Annotated in this window: 18 protein-coding genes; 4 read left to right on the top strand and 14 right to left on the bottom strand. The window is 41.1% G+C overall.

Translation table 11 applies throughout. The features are described 5' to 3' along the window. Positions 1–76 precede the first annotated feature (76 nt). The 5 genes from ade to MHB66_RS06870 all read right to left on the bottom strand — a co-directional run bounded on the left by ade (position 77) and on the right by MHB66_RS06870 (position 5351). On the bottom strand, positions 77–1807 hold the full coding sequence (gene ade / locus MHB66_RS06890; protein WP_046310827.1) for an adenine deaminase: 1731 nt from the start codon (positions 1805–1807) through the stop codon (positions 77–79). 262 nt (positions 1808–2069) lie between these two features. Continuing rightward, positions 2070–2738, bottom strand: a complete 669-nt coding sequence (locus MHB66_RS06885) for a TrkA family potassium uptake protein (RefSeq protein WP_008345123.1) — start codon at positions 2736–2738, stop codon at positions 2070–2072. Between the two features lie 37 nt (positions 2739–2775). Further along, complete coding sequence (locus MHB66_RS06880) at positions 2776–3612, bottom strand: gamma-glutamylcyclotransferase family protein (protein WP_046310824.1); 837 nt, start codon at positions 3610–3612, stop codon at positions 2776–2778. A 4-nt stretch (positions 3613–3616) separates the two neighbouring features. Next, entirely contained in the window at positions 3617–4927 is a 1311-nt protein-coding gene (locus MHB66_RS06875; RefSeq protein ID WP_046310821.1) for an ATP-binding protein, read from the bottom strand. A 145-nt stretch (positions 4928–5072) separates the two neighbouring features. Then, positions 5073–5351, bottom strand: coding sequence for an AbrB/MazE/SpoVT family DNA-binding domain-containing protein (locus MHB66_RS06870; RefSeq protein WP_024424746.1), 279 nt, complete (start codon positions 5349–5351; stop codon positions 5073–5075). A 276-nt stretch (positions 5352–5627) separates the two neighbouring features. Between MHB66_RS06870 and mreBH the strand changes: the two genes are divergently transcribed. From mreBH to MHB66_RS06855, 3 genes are all read left to right on the top strand, one after another. Next, positions 5628–6635 carry a rod-share determining protein MreBH gene (mreBH, locus tag MHB66_RS06865; protein ID WP_024424745.1) on the top strand — a complete coding sequence of 336 codons (1008 nt, stop codon included), beginning with the start codon at positions 5628–5630 and terminating at the stop codon, positions 6633–6635. Between the two features lie 74 nt (positions 6636–6709). Then, positions 6710–6841 (top strand): protein YkpC, encoded by a 132-nt coding sequence (locus MHB66_RS06860; protein ID WP_003210922.1) that lies wholly within the window; start codon positions 6710–6712, stop codon positions 6839–6841. Positions 6842–6948: 107 nt separating this feature from the next. Further along, positions 6949–8181, top strand: a complete 1233-nt coding sequence (locus MHB66_RS06855; protein WP_046310819.1) for an aminopeptidase — start codon at positions 6949–6951, stop codon at positions 8179–8181. Positions 8182–8216: 35 nt separating this feature from the next. On the opposite strand, the gene MHB66_RS06850 is transcribed toward MHB66_RS06855, so the two are convergent. Then, positions 8217–9836 carry an ATP-binding cassette domain-containing protein gene (locus tag MHB66_RS06850; RefSeq protein ID WP_024426884.1) on the bottom strand — a complete coding sequence of 540 codons (1620 nt, stop codon included), beginning with the start codon at positions 9834–9836 and terminating at the stop codon, positions 8217–8219. 143 nt (positions 9837–9979) lie between these two features. Here MHB66_RS06850 and MHB66_RS06845 point away from each other — a divergent pair, with 143 nt between their 5' ends. Beyond that, positions 9980–10255: a hypothetical protein gene (locus MHB66_RS06845; protein ID WP_034281618.1), complete on the top strand. Its 276-nt coding sequence runs from the start codon at positions 9980–9982 to the stop codon at positions 10253–10255. Between the two features lie 63 nt (positions 10256–10318). Here the strand turns inward: MHB66_RS06845 and lepB are convergent, their stop codons facing one another. The 8 genes from lepB to MHB66_RS06805 all read right to left on the bottom strand — a co-directional run bounded on the left by lepB (position 10319) and on the right by MHB66_RS06805 (position 18611). Then, positions 10319–10891 carry a signal peptidase I gene (lepB, locus tag MHB66_RS06840; RefSeq protein WP_029706712.1) on the bottom strand — a complete coding sequence of 191 codons (573 nt, stop codon included), beginning with the start codon at positions 10889–10891 and terminating at the stop codon, positions 10319–10321. A gap of 211 nt (positions 10892–11102) precedes the next feature. Further along, entirely contained in the window at positions 11103–12995 is a 1893-nt protein-coding gene (locus MHB66_RS06835; protein WP_024424741.1) for a PTS fructose transporter subunit IIABC, read from the bottom strand. Between the two features lie 13 nt (positions 12996–13008). After that, positions 13009–13920 carry a 1-phosphofructokinase gene (gene pfkB, locus MHB66_RS06830; RefSeq protein WP_034281616.1) on the bottom strand — a complete coding sequence of 304 codons (912 nt, stop codon included), beginning with the start codon at positions 13918–13920 and terminating at the stop codon, positions 13009–13011. After that, positions 13917–14672: a DeoR/GlpR family DNA-binding transcription regulator gene (locus MHB66_RS06825; protein ID WP_034281614.1), complete on the bottom strand. Its 756-nt coding sequence runs from the start codon at positions 14670–14672 to the stop codon at positions 13917–13919. The genes pfkB and MHB66_RS06825 overlap by 4 nt, the downstream gene beginning before the upstream one ends. 318 nt (positions 14673–14990) lie before the next feature. Continuing rightward, positions 14991–16184 (bottom strand): ABC transporter permease, encoded by a 1194-nt coding sequence (locus MHB66_RS06820; protein WP_034281613.1) that lies wholly within the window; start codon positions 16182–16184, stop codon positions 14991–14993. Further along, positions 16171–16872 carry an ABC transporter ATP-binding protein gene (locus MHB66_RS06815; protein ID WP_034281612.1) on the bottom strand — a complete coding sequence of 234 codons (702 nt, stop codon included), beginning with the start codon at positions 16870–16872 and terminating at the stop codon, positions 16171–16173. Before MHB66_RS06815 ends, MHB66_RS06820 begins: the two co-directional genes overlap by 14 nt. Next, positions 16869–17975, bottom strand: a complete 1107-nt coding sequence (locus tag MHB66_RS06810; protein ID WP_034281611.1) for an efflux RND transporter periplasmic adaptor subunit — start codon at positions 17973–17975, stop codon at positions 16869–16871. Before MHB66_RS06810 ends, MHB66_RS06815 begins: the two co-directional genes overlap by 4 nt. A gap of 9 nt (positions 17976–17984) precedes the next feature. Then, complete coding sequence (locus MHB66_RS06805) at positions 17985–18611, bottom strand: YIP1 family protein (RefSeq protein ID WP_034281610.1); 627 nt, start codon at positions 18609–18611, stop codon at positions 17985–17987. Between the last annotated feature and the right edge of the window lie 124 nt (positions 18612–18735).

The following is an 18735-nucleotide window of genomic DNA, read 5'->3' as shown; positions in this document are numbered from 1 at the left end:
AAGCCGCTTGGCTGTGTCTCTTTTTTTCACCGTTCATTGAAAAAACCGCATATATACATATGCGGTTTCTCTCTTTTTATGATTGAATTGGGAGATGCTGAAAGCTTCTGACATCAAACAAACCCTTTGTCGTCATTTTCACATCAGGAATGACTGGGAGTGCCAAGAAGGACAGCGTCAAAAACGGGTTAAAGTCTAAAATAAAACCTGTTTCTTTTAACGCTTCATGGAGTGCATGAAGGCTTTCATTTACAAGATGTGCCGGCTGATCTGAAAGTAAACCAGAGATCGGTAATGGCAGTGTATGAAGAGTCTGGCCCTCTTTGACAACAGTCAAACCGCCGCCTGATTCTTTTAACGCGTCAATGGCTTTCACGATATCAGCATCATTTGTGCCAACCGCAATTAAATTGTGAGAATCATGCGCAACCGTTGCTGCAATTGCGCCCTTTTCTAATCCAAAGCCGCTTACAATCCCTATCCCCATTTCAGATAAGCCTTGATGGCGTTCGACAAGCACCATTTTTAATAGATCTCTTTCTGTATCACTAGTGAATTGTCCGTTCGTTTCTGAAGGAGAGATTTGTTCTAATTTTGTTTCTAGCTGATTTGGAATAATGCGGATGACATTCATTTTTTGATGAGCTGTGATAGGCAGAGCCAGATCTTGCTCTTGAACGTCTATAGCATAAACAGATTGTAATAAGGCTGGACTCGGTGCAATTTTTTCGACACCTGGCTTGTACTCTCCATGCTGCGCCACTAATTCTCCAGCAATAAATACGCTGGTAATGTCTACTTGATGAAGATCAGAGACGAGCATAAAATCAGCATCAAAGCCTGGCGCAATGGCTCCCTTTGTTTTAAGGCCAAAACACTCTGCTGCGTTTAAACTTCCCATTTGATACGCTAAAAATGGGTCTAACCCTTCTTTTATAGACATACGTACTTGTTCATCAATACTTCCTTCAGCCATTAAATCATCTAAATGTTTATCATCGGTACAAAAGAAAAAGCGTCTCGCATTCTTTTCATTCACAGCTGGTAAAACGCTTTTCACGTTTTTGGCAACAGAGCCTTCTCTCAGCATGACATACATGCCTCTCTTTACACGTTCAAGGGCTTCTTCGGCTGTTGTCACCTCGTGATCTGTTTGGACATTCGCTGTGCGGTAAACGTTTATTAATCGGTCTGTTAAGCCTGCTAGATGGCCATCAATCAATTTATTCTCGTTTTGAGCATCAAGCAGCTTTTGAAGCATATCTTCTTCTGCCTGCTCCACACCGACGTAATCCATCACCTCAGCAAGACCAAGAACCTCTTTCTCTTGATACAAAGGCTTTAAATCTTTCGCTTTTAAAACAGCACCTGATCGTTCAAAACTGACTGCCGGTACGCAGGATGGCAGCATGAAATAAATATTTAAGGCAGCTTTTCTTGCTTCTTCCAGCATAAAACGGATGCCTGTGATCCCTGACACATTGGCAATTTCATGCGGGTCTGTTACGACAGTTGTCACACCGCGCGGGACGACAGCTTTGGAGAATTCAGCAGGGGTAACCATAGAGGACTCGATATGAACGTGGCCATCAATAAAACCGGGTACAAGCATTTGACCTGCTGCATCCAGCTCCTGTTCTCCCTCGTACTCTCCAATCCCTACTATTTGTCCATTTTCAACAGCGACATCAGCGTCTATCCATTCCTGGTTAAACACGTCCATAACTTTCGCATGTTTAATCACTAGGGCTGCTTTTTTTCTCTTTGCAGCTACCTCAATTTGATGTCTGAAAAGCTCCTTATCCAACGACACTGCCTCCTCCAAGTAAACAATATAATGTTTCTTATCGTAAACGAATCTGTTTGCCCAGTCAATGACATTTAGAGAAAATCACCCAGATAAAAAGACTGATTTTTATTTCTGAATAGTGATAATTGCATGAAAAATATGATGAATGACTTTAGCTGTTTATGCAGAACAAAACAGCCCTTTTAAATGTCTTCTTCCCTCTTCACTGTCCACCTCATGTGTACACAATCATATTAAAAAACACCCCGCCTAGGAGTGTTTAATAATCGTTCTGCATTTCTCGTTTTTCAAAACGTCCGATATCGGCAACTGCCCCAATGACAATCAGAATATCTTCTTTTTGAATCATTTCATCTGCGAGCGGTGAAACAATCACTTCTTTTCCACGCTTAATCGCCACAATATTAATGCCATATCTCGCTCTAATATCGAGATCTAAAAGAGAATGCCCAGCAAGCCTGCTGTTGGCAACGATTTCAATGAGGCTGTACTCATCTGACAGCTCAAGATAATCTAATACGTTATTGGAGATGATTTTATGTGCAATTCGTCTGCCCATGTCCCGCTCTGGATGAACGATGCGATCAGCTCCAATTTTATTTAACACTTTTTCGTGGTAATCGTTCTGCGCTTTTACTGTGACCATTTTAACGCCAAGCTCTTTCAGCATAATCGTCGTTAAAATACTGGCCTGAATGTTTTCACCAATCGCAACGATGACATGATCAAAATTGCGAATGCCGAGATTTTTTAAAACAGATTCGTCCGTCGAATCACCAATGACCGCATGTGACGCAATTTTCGCGTATTCGTTCACTCGATCTTCATTCATATCCATGGCCATGACTTCAAGTCCTTCTTCGCTCAGCGCCTTACAAATACTTCCGCCAAAGCGTCCAAGACCAATGACTGCATATTCCTTTTTCATGTTCAGACTCCTTTTATCTCACTTACCATGCATTTTACTACGGTTTGATTAATGAATCCATATGCGAGCGAATTTTTTTGCGGAATGCTTCACTTAAGTAAAGATCTGCTCCTTTTTCAATTTCACTGCGGTAATGACCTGGCGGAGCAATTTCTTCGCTCTTTTGAAGAACAAGAAAGGTTAAACAGTCTTCATATATCTGATCACCTATTTTGACATCGACAAAAGCTGGACGATATGTGCCCTCATAGACGCCTTCTCGTTTGTACAAATATCGAATGGCATCAAAAGGAACCTCATATAAAACGCCCTCTGTTTCTCCGCCGTCTTCTACCATATCTGCTCTTGATCCATCAGGCCTTACCAATGTAAATCTAGTTGTAAAGCCGTTCAGAGCACCGCCGCCGATGATTTGTTTAAAATAATGATCAACTTCCGCCAGTTTAAATCTTGCATCATCCATACAGGAGCCATAGGCAAAATAATAGAAGGATGCCGGCTGCTGCTGCCACATTCTATATTCCTTCCAGCAGCCGCTCTCGATCTCCTTCAGCGATGATGCCTTCTGCTTTGGTAAAGTGTATGTAACAGCCGCCACCGGCCCTTTGTCTGTCATGACATCGACCACCTGCTTGTCATACCCTTCCTCAAGCAAATCTATCTTATTCAGCGTGCTTGCGGTTACCTCGTACAATTCTCCATATACTGTGCTTTTCTCTTTTAGAACGCACGCAGGGTATCCTTGACCTGTATCATAGATACTGCCGCTGATCCAAGCTGATTTAGCTAATGGCCTGCTTTCTTTCATATACGTCTCGTGGTGCTCTTCATGCTGCAGAAGCGTCCCATATACAAATAAAGCTTTCTCCTTCATGAAATCACGTCCTCTCGCCTTGCTGGTGTCTGCTTTTTTGCCACACAGGTAAATAGATATGAAAAGCTGTACCTTTTCCCAGCTCACTGACCACATCCATCCTACCGTGATGATCTTTTAAAATCGCTGCACAGATGGTGAGGCCAAGTCCCGTCCCTTCTGTTTTTGTGGAGAAGAAAGGATCATATATTTTCTGAATATCCTCTTCAGACATCCCTTTTCCTTCATCTTGAATGGTAATTTTCCATTCGTTCATCACTTTTTCTGTTGATATGTATATACTGCCGCCTTCAGGCATTGCCTCAATGGCATTTTTGATTAAATTAATGAACAGCTGCTTCATTTGGTTAGCGTCTGCTAATATAGCGCCGGCATCCTGCTTTTTAAATGGCTGTTTGAGATCAATATTCGAAAGGACTGCATTGGTTTTTAGCAATGTAATCACCTGTTCTAACAGTCCATGAAGCTGAACTTCTTGAAAATGGACCGACTGCGGCTTTGCCAGCACCAGCAGCTCACTTAAAACAAAATCAATCCGTTTAATTTCAGAAAAGATAATGTCAAAATAATCGGTTCTTTCAGGATATTGTGTTTTCATCAGCTGCAAAAAGCCGTTTACTGAGGTCAGCGGATTTCTGACTTCATGGGCGATTCCAGCGGCTATTTGTCCTGCAACGGCCAGCTTTTGCGCCTGCATTTGCACTTGTTGATTTGATTTTTCAAGCTCAAGCTTTGCCAGCTTTTGTTTTGTAATATCTGCAACTGTTCCAATACCTCCAGTAAACTGGTGCTCCTCATCAAAGTAGAGCTTATAATGAACGTCTCCCCATACTTTCTTCCCCTCTTTATGAAGAAGCTGCAGCTCGATCCGCCCTGAATCTTTATGCTCTTTGATGACAGATGACAAATGCTGAATAACTCTTTCTTCTTGATCAAAGTACTGATTGTACATCGTACCTAGACATTCATCTATGTCATAGCCGGTCATTTGTTTCCATGCTTGATTTAAGAAAATGATGTGCCCTTTTTCATCTGTTTCAAAGACAATTTCTTGCAAGTTATCTGTAATTCGATTCAGCCGCTCTGTCAGTTCGTGTGCTTCTTTTTCTCTCTTATTTAGATCTGACACAAGTAAATTCAAGCGGTCTACATATCCTGAGACAACCCAGATCCCTGCTAACACAACGACTGTAAAGGCTAGATCGAGCGGCCAATTTATTTGATAGCCGCCTACATAATAAAAGAAATCCCAGCTTATGATTAAGATAAATGCAAGAACAGATAACACGATCCGCACTTGATATGTTTTGTTCAAATGATTCCACCTGCCGCCCTGAGATTCTTTGTCAATTGTACCATTTTCCACTTATTTTTTGAGGGAGATGGGGCATTTTTAAGGAACTTTTTTAAAGAAAAAATAGCCTGTTCTCAGCACAGAGGAAGAGAGCAGGCTATTTTGATTACTTCTGAAGAGCTTCTTGCAGTTCTTTTAACAGCAGTTCTGCGCCTTCAGCGCTTAATGTAATTTGACCATTTCCATATTCATGGTTCTCTGATGTAATCTCACCAGTCATGAGACAAACGCCCTCTGGCTGATATTTTTTCAAGACGATTTTATCTCCATCTATAAAAAATTCCATACTGTCTTTAATAGCGATATCAAGTGCTCTTCTCAATTCGATTGGCATCACAATACGCCCTAGTTCGTCTACTTTTCTTACGACTCCGATAGATTTCAATTTCGTTCCCTCTTTCTTTCATTAGCTCAAGATCAATCTGTTTTTCACCAATTGATATATCGTAGACGTAAGAGATTCTTAAAAGGTTTCTCCTCTATAAAAATTTTTTTCATAAAAGAAAAAACAAAGGGAAAATTTATTGTGATTGTCAAAATGATACTTGAATTTTACAGATTCATTTCAAGGTGATCACAAACCCCCACAAATGACATCAACCCTCTGAACTTTTAAATGTAAAATTGTTTAAAACAGCAAAAATAGAGATTGGGTGAAAACATGTTTCAAAATGCCGAAATTGGAATTGATTTAGGAACAGCTAACATATTGGTTTATAGTAAAAATAAGGGAATTATTTTAAATGAACCGTCCGTCGTAGCAGTCGATACAGAAACAAAGACTGTACTTGCCGTCGGATCAGAAGCAAAAGAAATGATCGGGAAAACACCTGGGAAAATTGTTGCGATCCGTCCGATGAAAGACGGTGTCATCGCTGATTATGATATGACAACAGATTTACTTAAACAAATCATGAAAAAAGCAGGAAAAAATATCGGGTTTACCTTTAGAAAGCCAACTGTCGTTGTATGTACACCTTCTGGTTCAACAGCTGTTGAGCGCCGCGCCATCAGCGATGCTGTGAAAAACTGCGGAGCAAAGCATGTGCATTTAATTGAAGAACCTGTTGCAGCTGCAATCGGTGCTGATCTTCCGGTAGACGAGCCTGTGGCGAACGTCGTAGTCGATATTGGCGGCGGAACAACAGAAGTTGCGATCATTTCATTTGGCGGCGTTGTCTCTTGTCATTCGATCCGAATTGGCGGCGATCAGCTGGATGAAGATATCATTACGTTTGTCAGAAAGAAATATAACCTATTAATCGGCGAACGGACTGCCGAGCAGGTGAAAATGGAAATTGGGTATGGTCTTATTGAGCATGAGCCTGAATCATTAGAAGTGCGCGGGCGCGATCTTGTGACAGGTCTGCCAAAAACGATCACACTTGTCTCTCATGAAATTCAAGGCGCCATGCGAGAATCACTTCTTCATATTTTAGAAGCGATCCGTGCCACATTAGAGGACAGCCCTCCAGAGCTAAGCGGAGATATTGTAGACCGCGGCGTCATTTTAACTGGCGGAGGCGCTCTTTTAAATGGAATTCAAGAATGGCTTTCTCAAGAGATTGTTGTTCCAGTCCATATTGCAGCCAATCCCCTTGAATCTGTTGCAATTGGAACAGGTCGTTCATTAGAAGTGATCGACAAATTGCAAAAAACTTTAAAATAATCTTCTTGTTCTACTTCTTTTTTTGTCATTTCGATCATATCGTGAGAAATGGATAAACGTGAAGGAGGAAGAACATGTTGCTTGATTTAGGTAAACGGGTCGTTGTCACAGTCATTTTAACGGGTATTATTTTAGGAGGAATGAGCCTGTCGTTTTCACATATGCCGCCTTCTAATGCACAGCCTGTGAAACAACTGAACCGCTAAAAAAGCCGCACGAAAGCGGCTTTTTTATTTTGGCTTTAAACGGGCTCCCCATTTTCCTTTTCGGTCATAAATCTGATATGATGAACATGACTAAAGGAGGGGTTTTTATGAGTTCATTTGAAAAACAACTAGATCAATATGCGAAGACCATCATTGAAGTCGGTGTGAATGTACAAAAGGGGCAGGAAGTCGTTGTATCCGCATTTACTGAATCTGCACATCTTGTTCGTCTTGTAGCGAAACACGCGTATGAGCGCGGGGCGAAAAACGTACATATCCGCTGGAGTGATGGTGTTCTCACCCGTTTAAAGTATGAACATGCACCGCAAGATGTATTTGAGCAATTCCCTGAATGGGAAGCACAGATGATGGAAACCATCGCAAAACGCGGAGGCGCTTTTATTACCATTCTGTCAGAAAGCCCTGACCTTTTGCGAGGCATTGATTCGAAAAAAATCGCTGCACAGCAAAAAGCTGCTGGTTCAGCACTACATACATATCGTCAATACGTTCAATCTGACAAAGTCGCTTGGACAGTCGTAGGTGCTGCATCAAAAGAATGGGCGAAAAAGATTTTCCCTGATCATACAGATGAAGAAGCTGTCACGTTATTGTGGGATCAAATCTTTAAAGTCGCACGCGCTGATCAAGCAGATCCAGTTGAGGCTTGGAAAAAGCACGATGCGTCATTAAATGAAAAGGTCAAAATACTCAATGAACGCCACTACCACAAGCTTCATTATGAAGCACCGGGCACAGACTTAACGATTGAGCTTCCAGAGCAGCATATTTGGGTAGGTGCTGGCAGCGTAAGTGAACGCGGCGTTTCGTTCATGGCCAACATGCCGACAGAAGAAGTCTTTACCGTACCGAAAAAAGACGGTGTAAACGGGACAGTCTCAAGCACAAAGCCGCTCAGCTATGCTGGAAACATCATTGATGAGTTCTCATTAACCTTTGAAAATGGCCGGATTGTGGATGTGAAAGCAAAAGAAGGCGAAGATATGTTAAAATCTCTCGTTGAAACAGATGAAGGCTCTCATTATCTAGGTGAGGTTGCCCTCGTACCAGATGATTCACCAATTTCTAACTCAAATATTCTTTATTACAATACACTTTACGATGAAAATGCATCAAACCACCTTGCCATCGGCAGCGGATATGCGTTTAATATCGAAGGCGGAAAAGAAATGAAACGAGAAGAATTGGATGCAGCAGGTGTGAACAGCAGTATTACACACGTTGATTTTATGATTGGTTCAAAGGAAATGAATATTGACGGGATCACAAAAGACGGGAAACGCGAACCGATCTTCCGAAATGGAAACTGGGCGATTTAATCAAAAAAAGACATCCTATGGATGTCTTTTTTTATTTATGCGTAAAGCTCTTCAAGTCTTTTTTGGATGTCTTGATCTGATAAGAACTCATCATATGTTGTTTGTTTATCGACGATGCCATTTGGCGTCACTTCGATAATCCGGTTTGCGACTGTTTCAACAAACTGATGGTCATGAGATGAGAAGAGCATGGCTCCTTTAAAGCTCATGAGACCGTTATTCAGCGCTGTAATGGATTCTAGGTCTAAGTGGTTCGTTGGCTCATCCAGCAGCAATATATTCGCTCCAGACAGCATCATTTTTGATAACATACAACGAACCTTTTCTCCTCCTGATAAGACACTTGCTTTTTTCTTCACTTCTTCCCCAGAGAAAAGCATACGTCCTAGGAAACCACGCAGGAAGCTTTCGCTTTGATCATTCGGAGAATATTGACGAAGCCAATCAACGAGATCAACATCGTTTCCTTCAAAGTATTCACTATTATCTTTCGGGAAAAAGGCTTGTGACGTTGTGACGCCCCATTTAAATGATCCGCTGTCTGGCTCCATTTCACCAGCAAGGATTTTAAATAAAGTGGACACAGCAAGCTCGTTACGGCTTAAGAACGCAATTTTATCTTCGCGGTTCATAATAAAGCTGACATTATCCAGTACTTTCACACCGTCAATTGTTTTTGATAGACCTTCTACTTGAAGGACATCATTTCCGATTTCGCGCTCTGGCGCAAAATGAACATACGGATATTTACGTGAAGACGGCTTAATGTCATCTAAAGAGATTTTATCAAGCAATTTCTTTCTTGATGTCGCTTGCTTCGATTTAGAAGCGTTCGCACTAAACCGGGCAACGAATTCTTGAAGCTGCTTAATTTGTTCTTCTTTTTTCTTATTTGCTTCTTGGCTTAGTTTCAGCGCTAACTGGCTGGACTCATACCAAAAATCATAGTTACCGACGTATACTTGGATTTTTCCGAAATCAAGGTCCGCAATATGTGTACATACTTTGTTTAAGAAATGACGATCATGCGAAACGACGATGACGGTATTTTCAAAGTTAATGAGGAACTCTTCGAGCCACTGGATTGCTTGTAAGTCCAAGTGGTTCGTCGGCTCATCGAGAAGAAGAACGTCAGGCTTGCCAAATAAAGCTTGAGCTAAAAGTACTTTTACCTTTTCAGAACCGCCAAGCTCAGACATTTTCTTCGATTGAAGGCTTTCTGGAATGCCAAGGCCCTTTAATAGGATCGCTGCTTCACTTTCAGCTTCCCAGCCGTTTAATTCAGCAAACTCACCTTCAAGCTCCGCTGCACGAATCCCGTCTTCATCTGAGAAATCAGGTTTCATATAGATCGCATCTTTCTCCTGCATCACGTCATATAGACGTTTGTGACCCATGATGACGACTTTCAGCACTTCAAACTCTTCGTATTCAAAGTGGTTCTGTTTTAAAATCGCTAAACGCTCACCAGGACTCATATGAACATCGCCCGTTTGAGGCTCAATTTCTCCAGAAAGAATCTTTAGGAACGTTGATTTACCAGCTCCATTGGCACCAATTAATCCGTAGCAGTTGCCAGGAGTGAATTTAATATTTACTTCTTCAAATAGTTTACGATCAGCAAAGCGCAAACTAACATTATTTACTGCAATCATTTATTAATCCTCCATCACTCATTCATCAATATGAAGTATAACATGAATAACGTTTGATAGAAACGTCTCTCGCTAAGAACGAAGGCTTTTTGTCTATTATGATATAATAAACGGGAATGATTGATTGAAGGAGTTCGGGCGATTTGAGATTACTCACACTGATGGAATACTGTTTATTGATTTTCTTTATGGGCATTTATTTATCTGCAACAGGCTTTAATGCGAGGGACTTTGGCCTTTATATTGGGCTTATCCTCATTTACACACTGGTTCACATCTTTTCCAAACGTTTTTTACAAAAGCGGGGAAAAGAAAACCTAAAGATCGGGTTGTTTCGATCCGTTTTAGCCATTACCGGATCTGTATTCGCTTCTGTTCTAGCGATTGTGATCATTGTTACAGTGCTCACGCCAAATTAAAAACGACCCTTCTGTAAGGGTCGCTCGTTCAAGTACCTTTCTCTTGCCCATGAGAAGGTGCTTTTATTTTGTCTGTCGAATGTCGCCAAATGGGAAGAAAACAAATTCTGATGTCCCGACAACCCGATCCTTTTCAATGAGGCCAAGTCCATTTCTGCTGTCCATGGAATTCAGTCTGTTGTCCCCCATCACAAAATAATCGTTTTTCGGTACTTTCACTGGGCCAAAATCTCCAGTTAAATGCACTTCATACTCTTTCGCATGCGCCTTATTCTCTTTTAAATAAGGCTCATCTACTTTTTTACCATTAATGTAAAGCGTATCATCCTTCATTTCAATCGTATCACCTGGAAGGCCGATCAATCGTTTGACATAATGAATCTTCTGACCATCTTTTCCATTAATAATCACGATGTCACCGCGTTTTACACCACCGAGATAGTTAATGGTTTTGTTGACAAACAGCTTTTCCCCATCATGAAGTGTTGGTTCCATTGACTCTCCTTCCACCACATACGGTTCAAATATAAACGTACGGATGAGCAAGACGAGTGCAAGTGCGATTAAAATGGCTTTGATCCATTCAAACAGTGAACTTTTCTTCTCTGTTTTGGCTTGCTTCGCATCAGATTGAATTTCATTTTCGTTTTGTTTGTTTTCTTCGTTCAAAATACTGCTTCCTCCTAAGACTTTCTGCTAAAAGACTTGAAACGTGAATTGAATAACTTTACTTTATCATATGTCATTTAAAAATTCACAAGACAACCATCTAATTAGATATTTTTTCCTAATTCACTGATGATTAAACAAAAAGAAGCACCGTTTTTCACGATGCTTCTCTTCTGCATTACGCTTCTTGCCTGACTGGTTTTTTCAAAATACCCAGTAAAATCGCTGTCACAACAGCACCGATTAAGATGCTGATGATATAAAGAACTGGATGATTTGTTACCCAGAAAACAAATAGTCCGCCATGCGGTGCAGGAAGCGTCACTCTAAAGAATTCCGTTAATCCGCCAGCAACTGCTGCACCAATAACAGCTGAAGGAATCACACGAAGAGGATCTGCTGCCGCAAACGGGATCGCCCCTTCAGTGATGAAGGCAGCTCCCATGAAGTAACATGTAATCCCTGCTTCACGGTCACGTTTTGAGAACTTATTTCTAAAGATCGTTGTTGCAAGTGCAATACCTAGTGGTGGTACCATTCCGCCTGCCATAATTGCAGCATGCGGTGCATAGTTGCCAGCAGCAATCATTGCAAGACCAAATGTGTAAGCCGCTTTGTTAATTGGGCCTCCCATATCAATTGCCATCATACCAGCTAAAATAATACCCATTAAGACAAGGTTTCCCGTACCTAATGATTCAAGCCAATGTGTTAATCCGTCCATCACCATTTTCACTGGTGTGTTGACAATATAATGCATGATAATGCCTGTGAAGAAAATACCGAACAATGGATACAGCAGAACCGGTTTAATCCCGTCGAGTGTCTGCGGTACGAATGTGAATACTTTTTTGAGCAGCACAACAATGTAACCTGCTAGGAAACCAGCAATCAGTCCGCCTAAGAACCCTGCACCTGCTGCTGACGCCATAAAACCACCGACCATACCTGGCGCAAAACCTGGACGATCTGCAATACTCATGGCAATAAACCCAGCTAATACAGCAACGATTAAGGCAAGCGCATTATCGCCGCCAATTCCTTTTAAGACAGCTGCAAATGAATTAAATGAAGGGTCCTTAGGATCTGCTGAGTTAATGCCCCAGAAGAATGAAATCGCAACAAGGATACCGCCTCCGACAACAAATGGAAGCATGTTACTTACACCACTCATTAAGTGCTTGTAAAATCCGCTTCTTCCTTTGCCAGATGATTCATTTTCTTCTTTAGAAGAACTGCCGCCTGAACCTTTATAAATCGGCGCATCTTGATTGATTGCTTTTTCAATTAATTCCTGTGGACGGCGAATACCAGCTGTTACAGGGACTTCAATGACATGCTTGCCTTTAAAGCGTTCCATTTCTACTTGCTTGTCCGCTGCCACAATGATGGCTGGTGCTTCTTCAATTTCTTTTGCTGTAAGGGCATGTTTAATACCGCCAGAGCCATTTGTTTCAACTTTAATGTCAACGCCCATTTCTTTTGCTTTTTCTTTCAAAGCATCTGCTGCCATAAATGTATGGGCAATGCCTGTTGGGCAAGCTGTTACTGCTAAAATTTTAGCGGGTTTTCCTTCTGCTGCCGGCTCCTCTTGAACTTCCTCTTCTTCTTCATCATCTTGATCATGTGTATTGATGATCTCAATGATTTCATCTTCAGTCGCCGCTTCAAGGAGCTGCTTTCGGATTTCTTCACGCATTAGAAGTGTGGATAAACGAGAAAGTGCCTCTAAGTGCGTGTTGTTTGCGCCTTCAGTTGCGGCAATCATAAAGACAAGATGACTCGGCTGCGCGTCTAGTGATTCATAATCAACACCAGCAGTTGAGCGGCCAAATGCAATGGCAGGCTCTTTTACACTTGCTGTTTTAGCGTGCGGGATGGCAATTCCTTCGCCAATACCAGTAGAGCTCTGTTTTTCACGATTGATCACAGCTTCTTTGTAGCCCTCTTTATCATTTAACTTGCCTGCTGTATCTAAAACAGTGACCAGCTCTTCAATGACTGCTTCTTTCTGCTGGCTGTCTAATTGAAGCTTAATGGTATGCTTCGTGAGTAGTTCTGTAATTTTCATGATGACTCCTCCTTTAAATGCGTGTGACTTTTACTTGTGGTAATAGTGTGTCAACAAGCTCTTTTGTGCCAAGCTCCTCAGAAAAGGCTGTAGCGCTTCCTGAAGTAACACCAAGCTTAAATGAATCTTCAATTGAAAGGCCTTTTGAAACGCCGGCTAAAAACCCTGCAACGACTGAATCTCCTGCTCCAACTGAATTAACGAGCGTTCCCTTTGGAACATTGGACTGATAGATTCCTTCTTTACTGAATAAAAGGGCGCCATCTCCAGCCATGGAGACGATGACATGTTCAGCACCTTGTTCTAACAGCTTTTTCCCATAAGGAATTGCTTCTTCTGCTGATGAAATACTCGTCTCAAACATTTCACCCAGTTCATGATGATTTGGCTTCATTAAGAATGGTTTCATGTCAGCTGCTTTTTTTAACGCTTCGCCAGAAATATCAAGAACAACTCTTACACCTTGCTCTTTGCAAACTTCAGCAATACGCTCATATGTGTTATGAGGTAATGAAGAAGGAATGCTGCCAGCTAAAACCACGACATCTCCTTCAGTTAATGAAGAAAATTGAGATAGAAATGACTCAAATTGCGCTTCAGTAATTGATGGGCCGAGGCCGTTGATTTCTGTCTCTTCACCTGTTTTTAGTTTCACATTAATTCTTGTATCTTCTGACACCTCGTGAAAGGCTGTTTGTAATTGTTCGTTCTGTAAAAAATCTTGAATATATTTGCCTGTAAATCCACCAATGAATCCAAGTGCTTTTGATTCAACACCGTGACGTTTTAATAGCCTTGAGACATTAATTCCTTTACCACCTGGATATTTTTGATCATAGGTTGAACGATTTAAACCGCCGACTGCAAAATCCTCCACGTGTACAATGTAATCAACTGATGGGTTTAAAGTAACTGTATAAATCATGTTTTCACTACCTTTATAACCGTTTTTTCATGGTAATTATCGAATGAATCCTCTTTTGCGTCGTTTGTGATAATGGTGGCTTCCTGTAAACTAGCAAAGGTTGAAAACGATATTTCGCCAAACTTCGAGGCATCTGATAAGATATAGGTTTTTTTCGCCTGTTTCATGGCTCTTTTTTTCATGAGTGCTTCCTCTGGATCAGGTGTTGTAAAACCCGCCTCGGGATGAATGCCGTTTGTCCCAACAAAGCTTTTGTCAAAACGATAATTTTCCATCGCTGTCAAAGCTGAGGCTCCCACCATGGCTCCTGTTCGATGTTTCACTGATCCGCCTGTCAAGTAAAAGGTAATGCCTTTTCTCATAAGTGCTTCAATGTGCATCACACCGTTAGTCACCACGACAATATCTTGATCTGGATCGATATATTCAATCATTTGCTGTGTGGTTGTACCTGCATCTAAATAAATACAGTCACCCTGTTTTAAAAGAGATGCCGCTGCCTCTGCTACCAATGACTTTTCTTGAAGGTTTTTGGCAGATTTCTCAAATACATCTGGTTCAAGGCGAATACTCGAAACCTTGGCCGCTCCTCCATGAACCCTTTTCAGAAATCCTTTTTCTTCAAGGGCTGATAAATCTCTTCTAATTGTAGATTCAGACGCATCCGTCATCATCGTTAAGTCCTGTATTTTAATGACATCATTTTCTTCTAAGCTGTCGATAATGAGTTGATGTCTTTCCGGTGTTAACATGAGAACACCCCTTTTGAAAACGTATTCATTTTGCGCGCACCTTTATTGTAATCGCTTTTTTCAACATTATCAATACAAAACAATCAAATACATTCAATAACTATCAAAATCTTTCACCATGGTCATCTTACCTTTATATGTACCATTTGTAAACTGAAAAATATGTGACATTAAGATGAAAGTCATGATATTAGCATTTCTATCATTTTTTATTTCATTCAATGGAACTAAAAAAAGCTTTTATGCGATTTGCATAAAAGCTTTTGATGGGTAATGAAGGCGAATGTAAACCGTTTGTATGCTTTTTTCTTCTCCGAATTATTCATACCTGAGCGATTCAATAGGGTCTAGTCTCGCTGCTTTATTCGCAGGAATTAACCCAAAAACAATACCAATGAGCATACTAAACAGTACGCCTCCACAAACCACTTGCCAAGATACGAGAGACGGCCAGCCGGCAAATAGTGAAACTAGCGAAGCACCGCCTAAACCAAGTGCAATTCCCATCAGCCCGCCGATGAGTGTTAAAACGACAGACTCAATTAAAAACTGAACGAGAATTTGCGCCCTTGTTGCGCCCATCGCCTTTCGAATACCGATTTCTCTTGTCCTCTCTGTCACAGAAACGAGCATAATATTCATCACACCGATGCCGCCGACAAGTAAAGAGATTCCGGCTATTGAGCCAATGATCGTTGTCATAACGGACGTTATTTGACCGATCCCTTCTGCGATTTCTTCCATATTGATCATTTCGTAAGCATCTTCTGTATGATGATTTTCATTTAATATGGCAGCCGCGCTCTTTCCTACTTCCTTCATTTGATCCGCATGTGCGACTTGAATAGACAACTTATCATATTCATTCATACCAAATGTGGAGGTGAGCATCGCAAATGGGACATATAATTCATTCATATCAAATGAAAACATCCCTTTCTGTTTTGCTAACACACCGATGACTTCAACTGGCTGTCCGTTCATCCAAATCAGTTCACCTAATGCCTTTTGTCCATTGAATAGTTCTTTTTGTAAGCCATCCGAGATGAGGGCAGCTCTTCTGCCGCTTCTAAAGTCAATATCTCTTAAATTCTTTCCTTCTGCGATTTGTAATGAATGTACATCCGTATACCCCTCATTTATGCCGTTAACTGTCGCATCAACTGTCGTATCTTGAAATCTCAGCTGCATTCCTTGTGCAGTCGAGGAAGCGACCTGCTTCACCCCATTGATTGTCCTAATGCTTTTTATGTCTTCCTCAGTAAATGAGGCTTCGAATAAAGCATTTGGATTTGCATTTAACTCTTCGTCAGAAGGCGTATATGTCATATCAATGGTATTGTTTGGACCTGAAATCGATCCTTTTAACATTTGCTCACCGCCTTGACCGATCGCCACGACTGCAATGACTGATCCAACACCAATAATAATCCCAAGCATCGTTAAAATAGAACGTAATTTATGAGCTAAAACCGAATTCAGCGCTATTTTGATATTTTCAAAGAGTTTCATTCATAGCGTCCCCTTGCATCCATCTATCTTCAACAAGCCGTCCATCTCTCACAACGACCGTACGGTTTGTATAAGCAGCTATTTCTTCTTCATGGGTGACAAGCACAATCGTTGTCCCTTCCTCATTCAGCTGTGTAAACTGTTCCATAATTGACATGCTTGTTTTTGAGTCGAGAGCACCAGTCGGTTCGTCTGCCAAAATAAGCTGAGGCTTATTGACAATCGCTCGTGCAATTGCCACCCTTTGCTTTTGTCCTCCTGACAACTCACTTGGCATATGTTTCATTCGATCTGCCAAACCAACCTTTTCAAGTGCCAATTCCGCACGTTCTTTTCTTTCCTTTTGGCTGATCCCAGCGTAAATCATCGGAAGTTCAACATTGCGTCTCGCATTTAACCTTGGCAGGAGGTGAAATTGCTGAAAAACAAATCCAATGGATTGATTTCGAATAACCGCGAGCTCTTGATCCTTTGCTGCTGACAGCTCTGTACCTTGAAAATGATATTGTCCCGTCGTCGGACGGTCTAAACAGCCAATAATATTCATTAATGTTGACTTTCCAGAGCCTGACGGGCCCATAATGGACATATACTCACCTTTTTCAATGACAAGATTCATGTCACTTAATACATCAAATGTTTCGTGTGCGACCTCATAGCTTTTTGTTACGTTGGAAAGCTGAATCATTCAGCATTCACTTCCATTCCGTCATACATGTCATCTGTTGGATGAGCAATGATTTGGTCCTCTGCCTTGACACCTTTTGTCACTTCAAGATCATGACCTGACGTTTCCCCTATGACCACTTTTACTTTTTTCAGTACATTTTCTCGAACAACATAAACGTATTGTCCATCAGTCTCTTTTTTTACTGCTGTTTCAGGAATTGTTTGCGCCTGGCGCTTATCTGTTTCAATTTCCATGATCATTTTAAAACCAGGCTTCGCCTCAGGTTTCTTCCCCTTTATTTCAACTTCAACAGGATATTGAACCGTTTGATCGCTCGAAGTTGTTTCGGCCGCAGTCTGGACAGGAACAGCACCTACTTTTTTCACGACTCCTTGCCAGCTCTTCCCGCGAATGACATCAGACGTTACCTTCACTTTTTGTTTCTTTTTGATTTTGATGGCATCATACTCTGAGATCAAACCCCGCACGATCATTTTTTTCTCATTACCAATATGGATGATCGGCTGCCTATCTTCCGGCCCCCCTGCTCCGGCCTCTTGCTCAATGGAAATCACTGTTCCATCAATTTTACTATGTACGGTTAAATCTTCTATTTGCGCCTTTACTTTTTCTTGGCTGATCTTTGCTTGCTTTTGTTCTAATTCAGCCGCTTTCAGTTCTAATTGAAGCTGATCTCGCTCGCTTTTGGCATTAGCGTCAGAACCGCCTGCTTTTTTCTCATCTAATTCACTCAGCCTATTTTGCAATTGTTCCAATTTTAATGTACTTGACTCAGCGGCTAATGCTTGCTGCTGCTCCTCAAGCTCCAGTTCCTTGTTTTCATATGTAAGAAGCGGCGTTCCAGCCTTTACCTTTTCCCCTTCTTTCACAGCAATTCCCTTCAATTTCCCCTTTTCCTCTTCTTCATAGATGAACTGCTCTTCAGAGAATGAAAGTGTCCCGGGTGTCATCACCGTAGATGTGATTTCTTTCGGCGTGAGTTTGACTGTTTTAATCGCTGCTGTAGAAACAGGCTTTGCTTGGTTTTTCGCAATATTAAATCCAATAAATAGTCCAATCACAATAATTAAAATAGATCCGATGATGATTTTCTTTCTCATAAAAACATTCTACCCCCAGCTTACTGATATGTTAATTGCTGTTCCTACATATTGAAAAATTAACGATAAGATATAAAAGACGCCTATAATCACCCAAGAAATTCTCGGTGATATACGCCCAACTTGGATGAATAAAAAGCCTGTTAAAACAAGATTCCAGATCACAAATAGATCGATATTGGCTAACACCGCATGCCATGGACCAGAAATTCGAATGAGTGCGTTTAACGAAGTAACCGTGACATCTTTTGGAACATGAAAAAGGATTACTGCCAAATGAGAAATAATCGTCCCAATGATCGTAACGGGTGTAATGAACAGAACCGCTGAAAACAGCTGCCGAAATGATGCATCACCTTTCGCTAAAAATACGATGAACTTATATATAGCAGCATTGATGACAATCCCAAATACCAGACCAATGAGCGTCACCACATAAACAACAGGTACCGGCAAACTTAAATCTGCCCACATTCCCTTATTTACGAGCTCAGACAAATAAGTCACAACAACTGTTAAAATAAGCACACAAGATAAAGGCCACCAAACAACTGGATTTTCCCATACTCTTTTCAGGTGCTCTGATGGTCTTGTGCTCACTCCAATGATCGTAGGTTTTTGCATGTTTTTTTTCACCAAATGTCATCCTCTCTATGTCAAGCAAATATGCAAACGCACAATGACGCTCTTTTTCTTTCTATTTTATCAAAAGATTGCCAATAAATGATCGATCATTTGATTTTCTTATTTTCGTTGAGAA

It is taken from the genome of Bacillus sp. FSL L8-0167 (assembly GCF_038630295.1).
GTDB classification, from domain to species: Bacteria; Bacillota; Bacilli; order Bacillales; family Bacillaceae; genus Bacillus; species Bacillus safensis.
The sequence above is the reverse complement of the archived record's forward strand: the minus strand, read 5'-3'. Positions and strand labels throughout refer to the sequence as shown.

Bases quoted from the DNA above. Each gene is read 5' to 3' on its own strand.
- MHB66_RS06885 (WP_008345123.1), bottom strand. From the start codon at position 2,738: ATGAAAAAGGAATATGCAGTCATTGGTCTTGGACGCTTTGGCGGAAGT.
- MHB66_RS06880 (WP_046310824.1), bottom strand. From the start codon at position 3,612: ATGAAGGAGAAAGCTTTATTTGTATATGGGACGCTTCTGCAGCATGAA.
- mreBH (WP_024424745.1), top strand. From the start codon at position 5,628: ATGTTTCAAAATGCCGAAATTGGAATTGATTTAGGAACAGCTAACATA.
- MHB66_RS06860 (WP_003210922.1), top strand. From the start codon at position 6,710: ATGTTGCTTGATTTAGGTAAACGGGTCGTTGTCACAGTCATTTTAACG.
- MHB66_RS06855 (WP_046310819.1), top strand. From the start codon at position 6,949: ATGAGTTCATTTGAAAAACAACTAGATCAATATGCGAAGACCATCATT.
- MHB66_RS06850 (WP_024426884.1), bottom strand. From the start codon at position 9,836: ATGATTGCAGTAAATAATGTTAGTTTGCGCTTTGCTGATCGTAAACTA.
- MHB66_RS06835 (WP_024424741.1), bottom strand. From the start codon at position 12,995: ATGAAAATTACAGAACTACTCACGAAGCATACCATTAAGCTTCAATTA.
- pfkB (WP_034281616.1), bottom strand. From the start codon at position 13,920: ATGATTTATACAGTTACTTTAAACCCATCAGTTGATTACATTGTACAC.
- MHB66_RS06825 (WP_034281614.1), bottom strand. From the start codon at position 14,672: ATGTTAACACCGGAAAGACATCAACTCATTATCGACAGCTTAGAAGAA.
- MHB66_RS06820 (WP_034281613.1), bottom strand. From the start codon at position 16,184: ATGAAACTCTTTGAAAATATCAAAATAGCGCTGAATTCGGTTTTAGCT.
- MHB66_RS06815 (WP_034281612.1), bottom strand. From the start codon at position 16,872: ATGATTCAGCTTTCCAACGTAACAAAAAGCTATGAGGTCGCACACGAA.
- MHB66_RS06810 (WP_034281611.1), bottom strand. From the start codon at position 17,975: ATGAGAAAGAAAATCATCATCGGATCTATTTTAATTATTGTGATTGGA.